This window comes from Pseudoalteromonas sp. S3431 (genome assembly GCF_000690035.1).
Classification (GTDB): domain Bacteria; phylum Pseudomonadota; class Gammaproteobacteria; order Enterobacterales; family Alteromonadaceae; genus Pseudoalteromonas; species Pseudoalteromonas fuliginea.
The window spans coordinates 1-18397 of the sequence record NZ_JJNY01000059.1; the positions used below are offsets into that span (position 1 = coordinate 1).

17 protein-coding genes are annotated in these 18397 nt (G+C 38.5%); 14 read left to right on the forward strand and 3 right to left on the reverse strand.

Going from position 1 to position 18397, the window contains the following annotated elements; translation table 11 throughout:
* Window positions 1-208 precede the first annotated feature (208 nt).
* Window positions 209-1129, forward strand: a complete 921-nt coding sequence (locus DO88_RS05100) for a 2-hydroxyacid dehydrogenase (protein WP_033040240.1) — start codon at window positions 209-211, stop codon at window positions 1127-1129.
* Between the two features lie 857 nt (window positions 1130-1986).
* Here DO88_RS05100 and DO88_RS05095 read toward each other — a convergent pair.
* Window positions 1987-2232, reverse strand: coding sequence for a hypothetical protein (locus DO88_RS05095; protein ID WP_033040241.1), 246 nt, complete (start codon window positions 2230-2232; stop codon window positions 1987-1989).
* 106 nt (window positions 2233-2338) lie between these two features.
* Entirely contained in the window at window positions 2339-2782 is a 444-nt protein-coding gene (locus tag DO88_RS05090) for a hypothetical protein (RefSeq protein ID WP_033040243.1), read from the reverse strand.
* Between the two features lie 104 nt (window positions 2783-2886).
* On the opposite strand from DO88_RS05090, the gene DO88_RS05085 reads away from it, so the two are divergent.
* A complete protein-coding gene (locus DO88_RS05085; protein ID WP_007376916.1) occupies window positions 2887-3270 on the forward strand; it encodes a response regulator in 384 nt (127 codons plus the stop codon).
* A 69-nt stretch (window positions 3271-3339) separates the two neighbouring features.
* Here DO88_RS05085 and rpsT read toward each other — a convergent pair whose 3' ends face one another.
* Window positions 3340-3600: a 30S ribosomal protein S20 gene (gene rpsT, locus DO88_RS05080; RefSeq protein WP_002958225.1), complete on the reverse strand. Its 261-nt coding sequence runs from the start codon at window positions 3598-3600 to the stop codon at window positions 3340-3342.
* Window positions 3601-3895: 295 nt separating this feature from the next.
* On the opposite strand from rpsT, the gene murJ reads away from it, so the two are divergent.
* The 12 genes from murJ to DO88_RS05020 all read left to right on the forward strand — a co-directional run bounded on the left by murJ (window position 3896) and on the right by DO88_RS05020 (window position 18395).
* Complete coding sequence (gene murJ, locus DO88_RS05075; protein WP_033040246.1) at window positions 3896-5434, forward strand: murein biosynthesis integral membrane protein MurJ; 1539 nt, start codon at window positions 3896-3898, stop codon at window positions 5432-5434.
* Window positions 5435-5518: 84 nt separating this feature from the next.
* Window positions 5519-6469, forward strand: a complete 951-nt coding sequence (gene ribF, locus DO88_RS05070; RefSeq protein WP_007376918.1) for a bifunctional riboflavin kinase/FAD synthetase — start codon at window positions 5519-5521, stop codon at window positions 6467-6469.
* Window positions 6470-6474: 5 nt separating this feature from the next.
* Window positions 6475-9303 carry an isoleucine--tRNA ligase gene (gene ileS, locus DO88_RS05065; RefSeq protein ID WP_033040248.1) on the forward strand — a complete coding sequence of 943 codons (2829 nt, stop codon included), beginning with the start codon at window positions 6475-6477 and terminating at the stop codon, window positions 9301-9303.
* Window positions 9304-9315: 12 nt separating this feature from the next.
* A complete protein-coding gene (lspA, locus tag DO88_RS05060; protein WP_033040250.1) occupies window positions 9316-9816 on the forward strand; it encodes a signal peptidase II in 501 nt (166 codons plus the stop codon).
* A complete protein-coding gene (gene fkpB / locus DO88_RS05055) occupies window positions 9813-10253 on the forward strand; it encodes an FKBP-type peptidyl-prolyl cis-trans isomerase (protein WP_002958231.1) in 441 nt (146 codons plus the stop codon). The genes lspA and fkpB overlap by 4 nt, the downstream gene beginning before the upstream one ends.
* A complete protein-coding gene (ispH, locus tag DO88_RS05050) occupies window positions 10253-11182 on the forward strand; it encodes a 4-hydroxy-3-methylbut-2-enyl diphosphate reductase (protein ID WP_033040252.1) in 930 nt (309 codons plus the stop codon). Before fkpB ends, ispH begins: the two co-directional genes overlap by 1 nt.
* Before the next feature lie 29 nt (window positions 11183-11211).
* Window positions 11212-12246 carry a sensor histidine kinase gene (locus tag DO88_RS05045; protein ID WP_033040255.1) on the forward strand — a complete coding sequence of 345 codons (1035 nt, stop codon included), beginning with the start codon at window positions 11212-11214 and terminating at the stop codon, window positions 12244-12246.
* The gene (locus DO88_RS05040; RefSeq protein WP_033032062.1) at window positions 12243-12944 is read left to right on the forward strand and encodes a LytR/AlgR family response regulator transcription factor; all 702 of its coding nucleotides are present in this window, start codon (window positions 12243-12245) and stop codon (window positions 12942-12944) included. The genes DO88_RS05045 and DO88_RS05040 overlap by 4 nt, the downstream gene beginning before the upstream one ends.
* Window positions 12945-13071: 127 nt before the next feature.
* The gene (gene pilV, locus DO88_RS05035) at window positions 13072-13632 is read left to right on the forward strand and encodes a type IV pilus modification protein PilV (protein ID WP_007378375.1); all 561 of its coding nucleotides are present in this window, start codon (window positions 13072-13074) and stop codon (window positions 13630-13632) included.
* A gap of 2 nt (window positions 13633-13634) precedes the next feature.
* The gene (locus DO88_RS05030; protein ID WP_007378374.1) at window positions 13635-14636 is read left to right on the forward strand and encodes a PilW family protein; all 1002 of its coding nucleotides are present in this window, start codon (window positions 13635-13637) and stop codon (window positions 14634-14636) included.
* A complete protein-coding gene (locus DO88_RS05025) occupies window positions 14624-15127 on the forward strand; it encodes a hypothetical protein (RefSeq protein ID WP_007378373.1) in 504 nt (167 codons plus the stop codon). Before DO88_RS05030 ends, DO88_RS05025 begins: the two co-directional genes overlap by 13 nt.
* 1 nt (window position 15128) lies before the next feature.
* Window positions 15129-18395, forward strand: coding sequence for a pilus assembly protein (locus DO88_RS05020; protein ID WP_033040257.1), 3267 nt, complete (start codon window positions 15129-15131; stop codon window positions 18393-18395).
* The last annotated feature ends 2 nt before the right edge of the window (window positions 18396-18397 follow it).

An 18397-nucleotide genomic window follows, 5' to 3' on the forward strand; every position in this document is an offset into this window, starting at 1 on the left:
CCAAACATGCGCTGCCCAATGGGTTCTTTCTAGGGACGATTAACTCTTTGTTGCTCGATTCTTACTTAGCCCACTAGGTTACAAACCTCGCGCCGCGATTTAATCACCCCTAGATTGAACGAATTTCAATCTAAAAGGTCAGTAGGCCCTAGGCAAAGATATCTTGATTAGTATAATTAGTTAAACTCGAACTTATTTGGAAATAAAGATGTCTGTATTAGTTGCTATCACAGGGCGAGATAACAAAAAATTAATGGCGCAATTAAAAATACGGTTACCTAATGTATGTATAGAAGAGTGGCCAGATTGCCAGAGTTTGGATAAAGTCGACTTTGTACTTGCTTGGAAAGCCCCGCAAACAATGTGGTCACAACTTCCTAATTTAAAAGTTGTCTCGTCTTTTGGTGCTGGAGTTGACAGTATCGATTTAGCATTATTACCTAGTAATGTTGAGGTTGTGCGCATTGTTGATACTCAGTTGGCAGAGGATATGGCTGAATATGTACTTGCTCATGTTTTAGCGCAAAAGTTACGTTTTAAAGAGTATTTTATTAAACAAAACCAGCAAAGTTGGCAGCCAAAGCGTGCTTATAGCTATAAAAATGTTGGTATTTTAGGGTTTGGTGAGTTGGGCAAGGCGTGTGCAAAAAAGCTTGTTAGTAATGGCTTTCTTGTAAGTGCATGGGCGCAAAGAGAGAAAAAGGAAGTTAATGTTGAAATGTTTTATGCTAAACAAGGCCTTAATAAAATGCTTCCTAATATCGATTATCTAATTTGTTTATTGCCACTTACACAAGAAACTACCGGTATAATTGATCGCACATTATTATCAAAGCTTCCAGTCCATGCAGGACTCATTAATGTTGCCCGTGGGGAGCATGTTATTGAGCAAGATTTATTAGATGCTTTAAATACAGATAGCTTACGAGTAGCTACTTTAGATGTTTTTGAGCAAGAGCCACTCGCAATCGACCACCCATATTGGCAGCACCCAAAAATAACACTGACGCCTCACTGTGCCGCATTATCTGATTTAAGAAGTGTTATTGAGCAAATAGCAGAAAATATTGAATGTTTAAGGCAGGGTAGTAAACTTAATAATCTAATAGATAGAACGAAAGGTTATTAATGGATAGTTAAATAATTTAACAAACTACTTGTTAACACTTGTAATTTTTATTATTGTTGTTAGGTATTCTCATTAATAAAAACAATAAAGAGGGTGTTATGAAGACGAATCAAGGTGGTGTGAAGTTAAGTTTAATTGTTATTTCGATTATTGTATTGGGTGTATCTGCTTGGTTTAATCAACCGACTGTTCTGTAATTACACAATGCCACAGTCAATTATTTAATTTTGCTGTGGTTATTTCTAAATTTTTGCTTTTTTATCGTTTCCATAAATACTATTTAACCTAAACTTTGGTTAAGAGATTACTTAATCGACTGAAACCTTCGGGCCTATTGCAAGTAAATCCAACGCAGTTAGCGCTGAAAATAGCTGCCTGAGATCGATTTATTATCCAGAGCCAAGTTATTTCCTTAGAATTACCCACTCACATCTAGGTAGTACCAATCCGCAATAATACTTAATCAATTTGAGGGATTAAATCTGACCTAACTGCGTTAAATATTTCTGATATACGACTGCACGGATGCAGGAGCAATTAGTGATAACAACTAAATAACGAAATTATTGCCTTGTTATTGGCACGGTTTTCTTACCTCAAAATACATCACTTAATTAAGCTAATAGGTATAAGAATAAAAAATTCATCGTCTAATTTTTGTATCGAGCGTTGGATGTGGGCGAGCAAGCAATCCATTATACAAATTCAGCCTTAAAAGAGTAAACACGGCCTTACTCACCCAAAATTTCGCTAATGACAATAATTTTTCTAAATTTATGATGTTTCCGAGAACCTTTCTATTTTTGCAATAAAAAGCCCAGCAATGCTGGGCTATAAAATAATCTAAGGGAAAGTTGTTAACTTTGAGTTACATTGAACTCTCCAAATGTATAAACTTTGAACAAGTAAAAAGTATTTATCAGCACCAAACTCATATTTGAAATAACACTCGACGACATAAGATCTAAGCTAAAAGATAAAAATAACAAACCACATGCACTAATCGCGGCAACGCGTAGCAGTGTTATCTGGTTAATAAAGAATGCACCTAAACCTAGTGCAAGTAGTATCGTGTTTAAAAGCCAATCTAGCTCGTTTAGCATGGTCGTTTCAATAGTTCAGTTGTAGAAAAAAGGAGCGCCATTATGTTGATATTTTGCGCACCTTTCAACCAAGTAATTTTAAATTTTCAGATTAGTTTTTTTAATGCTAAAAATAACTTCCAATCGCTGCAAATAAACCATGATCTGCTATGACTTGATACTTTTGACAGTTATTTAAACTTTCTGGATTAGTACATAAATAAAGGGACTTTCGTCTAGAATCTAATTGTGGGTGCAAGTTTGAATCTATAATGGTAGCTCCGTAGCCAAATACACCAGGCCAATAAATGCTTTCGCTTACCATCCCTAATTTTTTATAGGTGAGTAATGTCGGCTTTGGAAACGTTATTATTATTAATAGAGCAATGCTTAAAGTTATTATTAAACCTTTTTTTGACTTAGTTTCTTTGCCACCTTGGCTAGAAATAGTCGGACTTTGAGTTTCACTTATTGCGCCTTGCGATGCTGTACGAGGCCTACGTTGTTGTACTTGCTTTTTTTTGGCAGGCGTTTTTCCAAGTAGTGTTTGTTTTTTTTGTGTTTTTGACATAAAGCAGATCTGGCCTTTTTGGTGTAGGTCTCTATAATTAAATGAATAAATTTATATACCAATATAATAACGTAAATTTGGCTTGTAGCCTATGAGGAATGAAGATGAATACGCAGCTATCAATTTTAATTGTAGATGACGTTAGCACTGTACGCAGCTTTTTAAGTCAAACGCTGATGCATTTAGGGATAGATAACGTAAAGGAAGCATCTACCGCCTCACAGTGTATTAGCGAGTGCCGCGCTGCAAAATATAATATCATCTTTTTAGATATTGAATTACCTGATGGTGATGGTAAAGAATTAATTGCACAAATAAATGAATTAAGCCCTGAGACTAATGTTGTTATGGTATCGGCTCATTCGGGTATAGAGAATGTAAAAGATGCGATAGATAAAGGCGCTAAAGGTTTTGTGGTTAAGCCATTCACTCCTAAAAAAATAGCGGCAATGCTTAAGAAGTTCTATCCAGATTTAGAAAACGTGTAATTATGTAATTAAATTTTAAATAAAAAAAAACCGGCAAAAGCCGGTTTTTTATATTCTATCAAAAACAAATTATAGAGCTTTAATCTTAGCTGCTATACGGCTCTTATGACGAGCTGCTTTGTTTTTGTGAATTAGACCCTTAGTTGCGTAACGGTCTAGGATAGGTGTAGCAACAGAAAAAGCTTGCTGTGCAGCTTCTTTATCGCCCGCTTCAATAGCAACAATTACTTTTTTGAAGTAAGTGCGCATCATTGAACGACGGCTTGCGTTGTGCTGACGGTTTTTTTCGCTTGTGATAGCGCGTTTTTTTGCAGACTTGATGTTAGCCAAGGTTTGCTCCTAACAATCTTAAAATAAAGCTTAAATTAAAGGCCGTGGAATATGCCTGTTTCAATCATGAATGTCAATTTAAATTTAACAATCCAAGAAAAACTGCACCATATAACGAGCATCAATTTGCCGCTTTAGCAGTTAATACAGACATTGTAACAAAGCACAGACCCCCAGCCTAGTGCTTTAAAGCGATTTATAAAAAAGACTGTGGCATAATCGCCTCTCTTAGGGATTTTTGAGTAGGTTTAAGGTGTCAAAAGGTTTATTTCGCTCCGGTATGATAGTTAGTTGTATGACTATGATATCGCGTATTTTAGGGCTCGTTCGAGATGCTGTCGTTGCCAATTTATTAGGTGCAAGTGCAGCGGCTGATGTTTTTTTATTTGCTAACCGTATTCCTAATTTTCTACGTCGTTTATTTGCAGAAGGGGCGTTTGCACAAGCATTTGTACCCGTGTTGAGTGAAATTAAAGAGCAACAAGGTGACGACAAAGTCAGGCTTTTTGTTGCACAAGCGGCAGGTACATTAGGAACCATTTTATTGATTGTCACTATTATTGGTGTTGTTGCCTCCCCTGTTATTGCAGCATTATTTGGTACAGGTTGGTTTATAGATTGGTGGCAGGGAGGGCCTAATGCCGAAAAATTTGAACTTGCAAGTTCATTACTTAAATTTACATTCCCTTATTTATTTTTTGTAAGTTTAGTGGCGCTTAGTGGTGCAGTCATGAATGTGTATAACCGTTTTGCTGTTGCTGCATTTACACCTGTTTTACTCAATGTTTCTATCATTACGTGTGCCATTTTTTTACATGATAAATTTAGCGTCGGGGCTTATTCTCTCGCAATTGGCGTATTTATTGGTGGCGTTGTACAGCTTTTGTTTCAACTTCCATTTTTATACCGTGCAAAAATGTTGGCGCGTCCGCGTTGGGCATGGCAAGACGAAAACGTAAAAAAAGTACGAAAACTTATGCTACCGGCTTTGTTTGGTGTCTCTATTAGTCAAATTAATCTGTTGCTAGATACCATGATTGCGTCATTACTGATGACGGGCTCAATTGCATGGCTTTATTATTCAGACCGCTTAATTGAATTTCCGCTGGGTTTATTTGGTATTGGTATTGCGACAGTTATTTTACCGGCGCTTTCTAAACTACATAGCAGTAAAAAAAGTAGCGACTTTCAGCATACTCTCGATTGGGGAGTGCGTTTTGTTATCTTTTTAGGCCTACCAGCAATGATAGGTTTAATGATCATCAGTCCACTTATTATTACTGTATTGTTCGATCACGGTGCATTTAAAGAAGACAGTATTGATCATGTCAAAGCAGTAAGCCTAGGCGTAGTCGCATATTCAGTAGGGCTTGTAAGTTTTATGCTAATTAAAGTACTGGCTCCTGGCTTTTACGCTCGCCAAGACACTAAAACGCCGGTGCGTATTGGTATTATCACCTTAGTACTTAATATGGTGTTTAACATTATGCTGGCTCCTTTCATTGGTTATTTAGGGTTAGCACTTGCTACTTCGTTATCGGCTAGCTGCAATGCATTTTTATTATACAGGCAGCTTAAAAAAGAAAATGTATACCAGTTTTCATCAACGAGCATGCGCTTTACACTTAAGTGTGTTGTTGCAAGTGCGTTTATGGGAGCTGTTACATGGTTTGTGAGCAGTTACTATTATTGGGCTACATGGAGCTTTACACATCAGGTAATGTTATTAATAGCATTAGTGGCTTTGGCAGGTATTAGTTACTTTGCAATGCTATTTTTGATGGGCGTTAGACTAAATACGATAAAAAGTGTAGCAATTACTGAATCAAATTAAAAAAAAGATTATAATCGGCAACTCTGCGACTTTAATTAATTTTTAGTCGTAATTAATAACTCGCTAAACAAGGCATTAGGTGGCATGGAGTTAATTAGAGGTATACACAATATTCGCCCGCACCATTTTGGTTGTGTGTTAACTATTGGTAATTTTGACGGTGTTCATTTAGGCCACGCAGAAGTATTAAAAGGTTTACTTATTGATGCTAAAGCACATAGTTTGCCAAGCACTGTAATGCTGTTTGAGCCTCAGCCACAAGAGTTTTTTGCTAAAAATAATGCCCCAGCACGGCTAACGCGCTTGCGAGATAAGCTACGTTTGCTAAGTGATTTAGGTATTGAGCGAGTTATTTGCATTAGCTTTAATCAGCAATTTGCAAACATGCATGCTGAGCAATTCGTTAATGAGATTTTGATTAAAAAGTTAGGTGTTAAAGCACTTACTGTTGGTGATGATTTTAAGTTTGGTAAACAGCGCCAAGGTAACTTTGCTTTGCTTGCTAGCATAGGAACGCAAGCCGGCATGGACGTAAAAAGCACCGCGAGCTTTCGTCAATTAAATGCTAGAGTGAGCAGCACTTTAATACGAGATGCTTTAGCATCTGGTGACTTAGCGAGTGCTAAAATAATGCTTGGTCACGATTATGCTATTTCTGGGCGTGTTATACATGGCTGGAAAAGAGGACGCGAACTCGGTTTTAGAACAGCAAATATTGCCCTAAAACGCCAAGTGTGTCCTGTTAACGGAGTGTTTGCAGTGCAAGCAACGATTGCAGGAAAACAGATTTTTGGAGTTGCAAATGTAGGTAATAAGCCGACATTCAATGGAACTCGTGCATTATTAGAAGTTCACCTTTTTGATTTTGCACAGGATATTTACGGACAATTTATGCATGTGGAGTTAATAAAAAAACTTCGCGATGAGAAAAAATTCGAGACATTAACACAATTAACGGCGCAAATAGCAACTGATGTTGCTGCCGCTAAGCAGTGTTTTGGTTTAAATCAGGTAGCCGATAGAGACGGAATGTAGGATAAATGAGCGACTATAAACATACTTTGAACTTACCGGAAACACCGTTTCCAATGCGTGGCAATTTGGCACAACGTGAACCAAAAATGCTTAAAGCATGGTATGAAGACGACCTATACGGTCAAATTCGCAGCGCTAAGAAAGGTAAAAAGACCTTTATTTTGCATGACGGCCCTCCGTATGCAAATGGCGACATCCATTTAGGCCACTCAGTTAATAAAATATTAAAAGACATTATTGTTAAGTCTAAAACATTATCTGACTTTGATTCACCATTAGTTCCTGGTTGGGATTGTCATGGTTTACCAATCGAGTTAATGGTTGAGAAAAAAGTAGGCAAGCCGGGCGTAAAAGTAACCGCGAGCGAGTTTCGTGAAAAATGCCGTGCATACGCTAAAAAACAAGTTGAAGGTCAAAAAGTTGATTTTAAACGTTTAGGCGTATTTGCAGATTGGGATAAGCCTTACTTAACAATGAACTTTGACTTTGAAGCGAATGCAATTCGTGTACTTGGTCGTATTATTGAAAAAGGTCATTTGCATAAAGGTGCTAAGCCTGTGCATTGGTGTACAGATTGTGGTTCTGCATTAGCAGAAGCAGAAGTTGAATACCAAGATAAGCAATCTCCAGCGATTGATGTGCGTTTTACATTTGTTGATCAAGATGCTGTTGTGAGTGCATTTGATTTGGCTGATGGTCATAAAGGTGAAGGCAGTGTTGGTACTGTTATTTGGACAACAACACCGTGGACGCTTCCTGCAAACCGCGCTGTGGCTGTGCATGCCGATTTAGAGTATGCGTTGGTACAGGTTGAAGATGAAGGCGTACAACAACGTCTAATTTTAGGCTCTGAGCTCGTTAAAGATGCTATGGACCGCTTTGGTTTTAATCACTTTCACGTACTAGGGTATGTAAAAGGTGCTGCGCTTGAAAACTTGCAAGTAGCCCATCCTTTTTATGATTTTAATGTACCAGTGATTGTTGCTGAACACGTAACGACTGATTCAGGTACTGGTGTTGTACATACCGCACCTGGGCATGGTCAAGAAGATTTCGTGGCTGGTTTAAATTACAACCTTGAAGTGGCTAACCCTGTTGGTGCAAATGGTGTTTATTTACCAGATACCGAACTTTTTGCAGGTCAGCACGTATTTAAGGCGAATGCGAGCGTAATTGAAGTATTAAAAGAGCACGGTGCGCTTATGCATCATCATGCGCTTACGCATAGTTACCCACACTGTTGGCGTCATAAAACACCAATCATTTTCCGTGCTACACCACAATGGTTTGTAAGCATGGATCAGGCTAACTTACGTCAAGATTCTTTAAAAGAAATTAAAAACACGCAATGGTTACCAGAGTGGGGCGAAAGCCGTATTTCTAACATGGTTGAAAGCCGCCCAGATTGGTGTATTTCTCGCCAGCGTACTTGGGGCGTGCCAATCGCGTTGTTCGTTGACAAAGACACTGGGGCACTTCACCCAAATACACAAGAGCTAATTGCTCAAGCAGCAGCGCTTGTTGAAAAGTCTGGTATTCAAGCATGGTACGATTTAGAACCAGCTACATTACTTGGTGAAGAAGACGCCAAGCAATACATGAAAGTGCAAGATACGCTAGATGTATGGTTTGACTCAGGTGTATCGCACGCTTGTGTTGTAGACGCACGTGAAGACCTAGTTGGTCCAGCTGATTTATACCTTGAGGGGTCTGATCAGCATCGTGGTTGGTTTATGTCATCAATGATGACATCTGTTGCTATTAATGGTCATGCGCCATACCGCCAAGTATTGACTCATGGTTTTACTGTTGATGAAAATGGCCGCAAAATGTCTAAGTCACTAGGCAATGTTATTTCACCACAAAATGTGATGAATAAACTAGGTGCCGACATTCTACGTTTATGGGTTGCCTCTACCGATTACACGGCAGAAATGACTGTGTCGGATGAAATATTTAAACGTTCAGCCGATCGTTACCGTCGCATTCGTAACACCAGCCGTTACTTGCTTGCTAACCTAAATGGTTTTGATCCAAAAACTGATCAAGTAGCTGTTGATGATATGGTTGAGCTTGATAAGTGGATTGTTGGCCGTGCTGCTCAGTTACAAGACGAGATTTTAGCCGCGTACGACAGCTACCAAATGCTATTAGTAACGCAAAAGCTAATGAACTTCTGTACGGGTGAACTTGGTTCGTTCTATTTAGATGTTATTAAAGATCGTCAATACACAGCTAAGAGCGACAGCCATGCACGTCGTTCTTGTCAAACAGCGCTTTATCATATAGCAGAAGCAATGACGCGTTGGATGGCCCCTATTATGAGCTTTACCGCACAAGAAATTTGGGAAGCTTTACCGGGTGAGCGTAGTGACTACGTATTTACATCAGTTTGGTATGATGGCTTACAAGCACCAACAAATAGCCAATTTAGTAACGATGACTGGTTAGAAATTCTAACAGTACGTGACGAAGTAAACCGCTTATTAGAAGCTGCACGTAAAGAAGAAGTCATTGGTGCAACACTTCAAGCAACGGTTAATTTATTTACGAGTAAAGAGCTTGCCGCTAAGTTAAATGCGCTTGGTGATGAACTGCGTTTTGTATTGTTAACATCAGCGGTAAATGTTACTGAAGTTGATAGCCAGCCTGCTGATACACAAGCTACCGAAATTGAAGGTTTGTTCATTAGTGTTGCTGCAACAGATGCTGCTAAATGTGAGCGTTGTTGGCATTACAGTGAAGATGTAGGTGTTGAGCCTGCTCATCCTGAAATTTGTGGTCGCTGTGTAAGTAATGTTGATGGCGAAGGTGAAAAGCGTCAATTCGCTTAGGAGTTATTCTTAGTGAGCAAACTAGCCCAAAAAAGTGGTTTAGTGTGGCTTTGGTTGAGTCTATTACTTTTAGTAATAGACTTTGCCAGTAAAACACTTGTTGTAGGGACAATGGCTTATCAAAAGTCGATAAATTTACTCCCTGTTTTTAGTATTACTTATGTGCATAATTATGGTGCTGCTTATAGCTTTTTAAGTGAAGCGGGTGGTTGGCAGCGTTGGTTTTTAAGTGCAATTGCCATTGCTATTAGTGCTTTGCTTGTGTGGTGGCTAAAACGTTTACCTGCAACAAACAAAGTACTATGCGGTGCCTATGCGTTGGTACTTGCAGGCGCTATTGGTAATTTATACGATCGTATTGCGTATGGTTATGTAATCGACTTTATTCACGTATTTTATAAAGACTCACATTTTCCTGTATTCAATATTGCTGATTGCGCTATTTGTATTGGCGCAGCATTATTGTTATTTGACGCCTTTACCGGTGAGAGTCCGAAGGAGCATAAAGCATGAGCCAAGCTGTAATTGGTGAAAACTCGCAAGTTATTTTCCATTTTTCTATTAAATTAGAAGATGGCTCTGCCGCCGACTCTACCAAGGTGCACAATAAACCTGCTAAGTTAACAATGGGCGATGGCAGCTTAACGGCAAACTTCGAAAAGTGTTTATTAGGGCTAACTGCAGGCGAAAGTAAAACGTTTGAATTAGAACCTGAAGATGCGTTTGGCCAGCCAAACCCTGATAATATTTACTACGTTGATCGCAGTAAGTTTGGCCCAGAAACACCAGCTAAGGTAGGTGCAATTATTGCGTTTACTCAACCTGATGGGACTGAACTTCCAGGTTTAGTACGTGAAGTGCAAGGCGAGTCGGTAACGATTGATTTTAATCACCCTTTATCTGGTCAGCGTTTAACGTTTGAAGTTGATATTATTGAGGTAGAAGGTTAATGGAAATATTATTAGCTAATCCACGCGGCTTTTGCGCTGGTGTTGACCGTGCTATTAGTATTGTTGAGCGCGCTCTCGATATTTTTGAAAAGCCAATTTATGTTCGCCACGAAGTAGTTCATAACCGCTATGTAGTTGATGGGTTAAAAAGCCGTGGTGCGGTTTTTGTTGAAGAGCTTGATCAAGTACCTGACGACAGCATTGTTATTTTTAGCGCACATGGCGTATCGCAAGCTGTTCGCAGCGAGGCTAAACGCCGTGACTTAAAAGTATTTGATGCAACGTGTCCGCTTGTAACTAAAGTACATATGGAAGTTACACGTGCCAGTCGAAAAGGTATTGAGTGTATTTTAATTGGACACCATGGTCACCCTGAAGTAGAGGGAACAATGGGACAATATGATAACTCAGCCGGTGGTATTTACCTTGTTGAAACTGTTGACGATGTAATTGCGCTTAATGTAAAAAATGCTGAAAACCTTTTTTATTGCAGCCAAACGACGCTTTCTGTTGATGATACCGCTGATGTTATTGATGCACTACGCAATAAGTTTCCATCAATTGACGGACCTCGTAAAGATGATATTTGCTATGCAACGCAAAATCGTCAGGATGCTGTTCGTGACTTAGCAGACAAAGTTGATGTGCTATTAGTTGTTGGCGCTAAAAACAGCTCTAACTCTAATCGCTTACGTGAACTTGCAGATAAAATGGGCACAGTTGCTTATTTAATTGATGATGCAACTGATGTGCAAGAACAGTGGGTTTCGGGTTCTAAATCAGTGGGTGTTACTGCGGGAGCCTCTGCGCCAGAAGTACTTGTACAACAAGTTATAAGCCGATTAAAAGATCTTGGTGGTACGCAGGTTGTTGAAAATCCAGGCGAAGAAGAGAATATAGTATTTGCTGTTCCTGTAGAGCTACGTTAATTTAAAATTTAGATTATAGGAGAGTCGTTATGAGCAAGTCACTTCAAAATGATGGTTTGCTTTTTTCGGCTCTTTTTAATGAGCGAGGCGTACTAGCTTCGCTTATTGTTTCTCAAGTTATTGCTATTGTTTTAGCCTTTGCACCCAATGTAGAAGGCGATATTTGGCTTCGACTTGGGATCATTAGTTTATTTTTACATTTAATTGTTTTAGTCGGCACTTCTTCTTTATATTTTTGTCGTTTTTTTTTACAGAACCGTACTCAAGCTTTTCAGTTAAGTCTATTTTTTGCCTCTTTTTTATTATCTACATGCATTTTTAGTATCTTATTTTCCCATTTTGCTTTTGATATAGATGATACAAAGAACCTAATTTATTTTACACTTCGCAATTGCATTATAGTGGCTTTGCTGGCGGCTTTATTCGTCCAATTTTTATTAATTCATTTTGAAAAAGAGCAGCAAACTAAAGCGCTTTCTCGAGCTGAGCTTGATGCCTTGCAAGCTAGAATACGTCCTCATTTTTTATATAATAGTTTAAACACTGCTGCAGAGCTTACTCATCATGATGCCGATGCGGCAGAGCAGGCTATTTTAGCATTAGCCGCCTTATCGCAGGCTGCAATGCACTCAGGAAAAAATGTATCTCTTGACGATGAAATAACACTGAGTAAGCAATATATAGCACTTGAAACATGGCGTTTTGGTAACCGCTTAAGAGTTGATTGGCAAATACCCAATGAACTACCTGCATTGAGTATTCCTTGTTTAACACTGCAGCCATTAATTGAAAATGCGGTATGCCACGGCGTTGAAACAAGTGAGCATGGTGCAGAAATAAAAGTAGAGCTGCATATTACTACCGGCTATATAACCATGATTGTATCTAACCCCATAGTAATTTCTAATACTCAAACTAGGCCTAATAACGGCATGGCGCTTGAAAATATTCGCCAGCGATTAAATATTTATTATAAAAATAAAGCGCAGCTAACAATTACTAGTAAAAATGATGTGTTTAGGGTCAAGGTCGTGATCCCTAAGCTAATTGAGGGCAGTGTATGAATGTACTCATTGTTGATGATGAACCTCTTGCGAGATCGCGCTTAATTCGTTTGTTAGCACACGACAAAAGTATAGTTGTACAAGGTGAGGCAAGTAATGGTAATGAAGCCCTAATACTTGCTAAAAAGCAAACGCCAGATTTAATTTTTTTAGATGTTGATATGCCTGGAATGAATGGTTTACAAGTTGCTAATGAGCTCAATAGTTTAATTCTACCTCCAGCAATTGTTTTTATAACTGCTCACCCTGAGCATGCCTTCGATGCTTTACAATTAAGCGCAGCGGGTTATTTAGTTAAACCTATTTCAGAGCAATCATTGCAAAAGGTGCTTAAGCAAGTCGGGCGTTTAAACAAAGTGCATATTCAAAAACAGCAAAATGTAAAAATTTCTTATCAGCTAGCTGGTACTCTACGTAGCGTTGATATAAAAGATGTTTTGTACTTTAGTGCAGAAGAAAAATACACCAAAATGGTATTTTTAACTGGAGAAGCTTTACTAGAACAAAGTTTAAAGCAGTTAGAATTACTCTATCCAGCGTATGTTTTACGAATTCATCGTAATACATTAGTTAATAAAAAAAGGGTTATTGCTTTGCATTCGCAAGGGAGTAGTCATCACATGATTGAACTTAAAGGGAGTCGCGAGTTACTGCCTGTTAGTCGTCGTGAGCTCAAGGCTGTCAAAAGCGCGCTTTGATTTTATACCTCTTAAATATATTCTGTTAACCGCTTATCAACAAATTTAACCGCCTATCGTAGTATTGATTGAACATTACCATTTAGCAGATAAACTAATAATTAGATAATTTTCATTTGGTTTTTTTATGCAATCTTACTCTCCTTCTTCCAAAAAAGGTTTTACACTGATAGAAGTGCTTATTGCATTTATTATTCTCAGCTTTGGTTTGTTAGGTGCTATCGCACTACAAGCTAAAGCAAAGCAAGCAAGTTTTGATTCAATGCAGCGCGCTGCGGCTGTAGCGCTTGGCAACGATATTATTCAACGTATTCGTGCTAATGATACGTCTCAATTAGGCACACTCTATAAACAAACGTTTAATAGCCAAACCGCTATGAAATCGACAACTACTTGTTTTAGTAATTCATGCAGTTCAGCACAAATTGCGCTGTTGGATATTGAACAGTGGAAACGAGCTATACGCGCTCGCGAAAATACAGGAACGCTGGATGGGGCCACTGTATGTATAAACCCTTCAGCTATTGGTGGCTCAGGCGGTAAAGCATTCAACTTAGAGGTTGTTGTCTCGTGGCAAGGCAGGCAAGAATTTACCGCTAATAAAGCGACGGGCGATATTAAATGCGGGACAGCAGATAAACGACGCCGTCTAGTTGTTTTGACCAGCTATATTTATCTTAGGAGCTAAGCATGAAACAAAAAGGGTTTACACTTATAGAAGTCATGATCTCTCTTTTTATTGGTGGTCTTGTACTTGGTGGTGTCATGTTTACCTACATAGGTATGAAAGTAACAACTCGAGATACTATGACAATAGGCGAGCTGCAAGAGTCAGGTCGCTTAGCTATAAATATAATGCAACGAGATATTGAGCAAATTGGGTTTTGGGGAACATTTTATGATGATTCATTTTCGTCAGCGAACACGACGACATTAGCAACACCTAATGCAGCAAACGATTGCCTTGAAGGCTTAAATAACGGCAGTTTCCCAGATCTTTCCAGTACCACTAACTTTCGCACTATTTATGCCAAAACAGCGGGAGCCGTAAAAGAGCTTAATTGCGTAACTAATCCAATAGGTGGAACGGATATCCTGCAGCTTAAGTTTTTACAGGGTGATCCAATTACAGTTAAAGCGGGCAGTAATGAAACACAAAATAAAGAAAATTACTTTATAGCAGAGCAAGAGCGTGCACAATTTGTGCGAAATATTGTTGATCCAGCGACGCTAAATGTTAATGCGACAGTGTGGCCGTATAGTCACCATGTTTATTATATTTCTAATCAAACCTATACGGTAAATAATAATAAGTTAACGGTTCCTGCATTAATGCGTAAACGTTTGGTTGACGATGCTATGAAAACCGAAACAATAATGGAAGGGGTCGAAAACATGCGTTTTGTTTTTGGCTTAGACACAACAAATGATAGTCGAATAGATATGTATAAGAGCATTGATAATATGGCTCCAGCCGATTGGGAAAATCGCAAAGGAATTTTAACTGTGCAAGTATTTTTATTGATACGGGCCCTGCAACCTGATGCAGACCTTAGCATTAAAAATCAAACATACACGTTAGGCGAAGATGCAGATAATAGAGAATTACAATTTACAGATAATTTTAGGCGAACTGTTTTTACAACGACTATTCGATTAAATAACGTTGGGGAAAATTTATGGCGCATTTAATGAAATCACAAATCAAGCAACAAGGTGTTGTACTGATTACTGCTTTGATAATGGTAATTGCTGTCACGGGTATTGCGGTAACATTAATGAGCAGTAGCAGTATTGATATTAAAATTACGAATGCAGCACAAGAGCGCGAAGTAGCTGAAAATGAATTGATAGGCGAAGTACTTCGCGTGATTGCTGAGGAAGCAAATAAAGGTGCGGCTAATCAGTTCTTCTTGTCACCCGAGGAAGTCACTAAAATAGCTGACGAAAGCACCGATGGAATGCTTATTGCTGAACATAATGGTATGCCAAGTAAAATGATTAACTTAAATAAAGGCGCACTTAATCTGGAGTGTCCCAGGTGCTATAGCTGCACAAAAGGGGTTGCTTGCAATATGATGCAAGTATCAACAACAATAGAGTATGGCTCTAAAAGCAAACATCAGTTAACCATTGTTACCGGTATTGCTCAACAAATGGCTAGTACAGGCAAAGGAATTTAAAATGAGACTTAAATTAAATAAATTATTTGCTGCATCTCTAGGGTTAACAATGAGTGTACCGGCTACCGCTGAGGATATAGAGCTCTACGTGAATCATAATATTAACGTGGATGAAAAACCACGTGTGCTGCTTATATTTGATACATCGGGAAGTATGGCGTTTTCATCAAGTTCGGGTAATGATTGTGGGTACAGTAATAATCTAAGACGCTATATATTATGCTCGGATAGTCGCCTAGGTGCGGCACAATATGCGATGAATAAAGTTATAGAAGATAACGATAATATTGACTTTGGTTTAATGCGTTTTAAAGAGACTGATGGCGGTTATATTATAAATGGCTTGGGGAAAGACCCCTCTGTGGTTAAATCGTCAATCGCAAATTTACCAGCGGATGGTGGAACGCCGCTAACAGAGACACTCTGGGAAGCCTATTTATATATTACAGGGCAAAGTGTGAGCTATGGTTTGGGAGCAAGCGAAGTTGAAAGAGATACCAGTGTTGAAGATATTGTAACGACTCAGATAGAAAAAGAGCATTGCTATTGGACTGGTTGGGGGCGAAATCGCAGAGAGGTTTGTTATAACTATTATGATACACAAACTACTTATACGTATGTTTCTCCATTTAATGACAGCGTAGAGGAAGCGAAGCGTTGTGATAACTCAGTAAATATTATTTATATGACTGATGGTGATCCGTCAGGAGATAATGATAGTGATAGCGTAATTAGTGATGAGCATAAGAAGTACTTTGGGCAAGGCCTAAATTGGAGTACTGATAGTTATTACAGTAGCTATTTACATCAGTTGGCTAAAGTTATTCATGGTACGAGTAATGTAAAAGTAGATTTGTATCCAGCGACTCCTGATATTCACGAGACAGGGCGTCTATACACAATAGGTTTTGGTTCTGGAATGAGTGCTAAGGGGCAAGAGCTTTTAGTTAAAGCTTCGTCATTAGGTGGTGGCGAAAACTTTCCAGCCAGTACCCCAGATGAATTATCTAAGTCACTAAATAAAGCAATTTCTAAAATTCGAGAAGTAAATGATAGCTTTTCATCGCCATCTGTAGCGAGTAATAACGTCGATCAAACTCGTAGTCGAAATGCTATTTATTTCGCTATGTTTTATCCTGAAATAGGTACTAGGTGGAAAGGAAACTTAAAAAAATTAAAAGTTTCTGGTAGCCGTATTATTGATTCAACGAATAAAGCGGCGCTTGATTCGGATGGTTTGATTGATGATGATGCAAAAACCTATTGGTTACCAAGTGATCAGTCAGCTGATGGAAGTTTGGTTGCAGAAGGTGGTGTAAATTATCACTTAAGTTCACTCACTGGCAGTGATGCTTTAAAAAGGCGGAATCTTTATACAAATAAGCAAGGAAGTATTGTTGAATTTAACACCACGATTGTAAGCGAGATACTTGATTCATTAGATGACAATCCGATTACTTTAAGTAGCTCTGATATTAAATGGTCTATGGGCATTGATGTTGATGATGAAAACGGTGATGGCGATAGAACAGATCAAAGAGGTAATATTTTTGGTGACCCCCTGCATTCTAAACCGATAGCGATAGATTACGGCAATGATGATATTCGTATTCTAATAGGCACTAATGCTGGATTTCTGCATATGTTCAAAGATGATGATGTTAATAATGAAGTGAGCGAAAGTTGGGCATTTATACCTTCTGATCTATATGACATTATTAAACCTCTTCGCAATAATGAAACCGGTAAACTGTATGGTATGGATGGGCCGATTAGTGTTTATTTTAATAATAAAAACCTAAATGATAATGGCTTAAATGATGGTGTTATTGATGCAAGTCAAGGTGATCAAGTCTGGGCTGTAGCAGGTATGCGACGTGGTGGTAAAAACTATTATGCACTTGATATTTCAGACCCCAGTGAGCCAAAAAAGTTGTGGGCACAGCCGATCGAAGGTGGTAAAGGTGATTTTAAAGAATTAGCTCAAACGTGGTCAAAGCCACAGATTGCTTACATAAAAGCATTTGGTGATAAGCCGTTACTTGTGTTTGGTGCAGGGTATGATACGAATAAGGATGCGGCTATTCGAAGTAAAGATAATATAGGTAGAGGTATTTATATTGTTGAAGCTGAAACAGGAAAAAGAGTATGGGCGCTCACCCCTGATATTAATGGATTTGAGGGCGAACACAGTATTGCTGCTAATGTTTCTTTACTTGATTCTGATTACGATGGATACATTGATAGAATTTACGCATCTGATACTGGAGGAGATATATGGCGTATTGATATGCCAGGAGACGATGTAAATAAATTTAGTCACTTTAAGTTTGCTGAATTGGGGAGTAGTCAAGCAACAGAAGATAGACGCTTTTTTTATAACCCATTAATAGTAAGAACGATGTTTAGCAAAGTTTCTGAAGTGACTGTAAATGGTAAAAAAGTTATAACTCGGCTAGATACACCCTTTGATGCTGTGGTATTGGGGAGCGGTAATCGTTCGAAACCGAATGATACCAATGAAAAAGATCAATTGTTAATGATTCGAGATGAAAACACGGTAACACGAACGTTTACAACAAATACACCAGATGCGATTAAACTAGCTGATTTAATGCCGATGAATTTAGACCCTTTTGGTAATGCATTAAATGATGTTGATAAATTTGTCGACTTAGAAGTAGATTTAGCTGGATTCAAGGGCTGGCACTATGAATTAGGCACAGGTGAAAAGTCATTAGCTGCAGCTGCCGTTGTAGGTGGTGTTGCTTATTTTTCATCATTTAAGCCAGCTTCAGATACGTCAACTGAAAACCAATGCTCGCTTAGTGGGGGAGGAGGTTCTTTATATGCATTCCATTTACACTACGGGACGAAAGTGTATGACGAATTAAAATTTTCCACGAGTTATGATGTACCCGATACAGCACAGCTTTATTTTGGCGAAGGAGAATCTTGTGTGGATGAAAATAATAATGGTAAATGTGATGCAGAGCCTATTCTGGATGAAAATGACCCTACACCACCAGATATCATTGATACAGACATAGATGTTAAAATGGAAAGTCAGTTCTATTTAATTGGCCCTGGCATCAAAGGCGAAAATGCTGAAAATCCAATGAAACCAGTCGAGATTGTAGGGCCTGGGTTAAATGTTGTTGATGGTAAGATTAAGTTAGTTAATGATGTTCAACCTATCGGCTTTGGCTTCAAAACGCAGCAAACTTATATTTATAAGCGTGAAGAAAATGACGAAATCAAAAATTAAGG

Bases quoted from the DNA above. Each gene is read 5' to 3' on its own strand.
- DO88_RS05100 (WP_033040240.1), top strand. From the start codon at position 209: ATGTCTGTATTAGTTGCTATCACAGGGCGAGATAACAAAAAATTAATG.
- DO88_RS05095 (WP_033040241.1), bottom strand. From the start codon at position 2,232: ATGCTAAACGAGCTAGATTGGCTTTTAAACACGATACTACTTGCACTA.
- DO88_RS05090 (WP_033040243.1), bottom strand. From the start codon at position 2,782: ATGTCAAAAACACAAAAAAAACAAACACTACTTGGAAAAACGCCTGCC.
- DO88_RS05085 (WP_007376916.1), top strand. From the start codon at position 2,887: ATGAATACGCAGCTATCAATTTTAATTGTAGATGACGTTAGCACTGTA.
- murJ (WP_033040246.1), top strand. From the start codon at position 3,896: ATGACTATGATATCGCGTATTTTAGGGCTCGTTCGAGATGCTGTCGTT.
- ribF (WP_007376918.1), top strand. From the start codon at position 5,519: ATGGAGTTAATTAGAGGTATACACAATATTCGCCCGCACCATTTTGGT.
- ileS (WP_033040248.1), top strand. From the start codon at position 6,475: ATGAGCGACTATAAACATACTTTGAACTTACCGGAAACACCGTTTCCA.
- fkpB (WP_002958231.1), top strand. From the start codon at position 9,813: ATGAGCCAAGCTGTAATTGGTGAAAACTCGCAAGTTATTTTCCATTTT.
- ispH (WP_033040252.1), top strand. From the start codon at position 10,253: ATGGAAATATTATTAGCTAATCCACGCGGCTTTTGCGCTGGTGTTGAC.
- DO88_RS05045 (WP_033040255.1), top strand. From the start codon at position 11,212: ATGAGCAAGTCACTTCAAAATGATGGTTTGCTTTTTTCGGCTCTTTTT.
- DO88_RS05040 (WP_033032062.1), top strand. From the start codon at position 12,243: ATGAATGTACTCATTGTTGATGATGAACCTCTTGCGAGATCGCGCTTA.
- pilV (WP_007378375.1), top strand. From the start codon at position 13,072: ATGCAATCTTACTCTCCTTCTTCCAAAAAAGGTTTTACACTGATAGAA.
- DO88_RS05030 (WP_007378374.1), top strand. From the start codon at position 13,635: ATGAAACAAAAAGGGTTTACACTTATAGAAGTCATGATCTCTCTTTTT.
- DO88_RS05025 (WP_007378373.1), top strand. From the start codon at position 14,624: ATGGCGCATTTAATGAAATCACAAATCAAGCAACAAGGTGTTGTACTG.
- DO88_RS05020 (WP_033040257.1), top strand. From the start codon at position 15,129: ATGAGACTTAAATTAAATAAATTATTTGCTGCATCTCTAGGGTTAACA.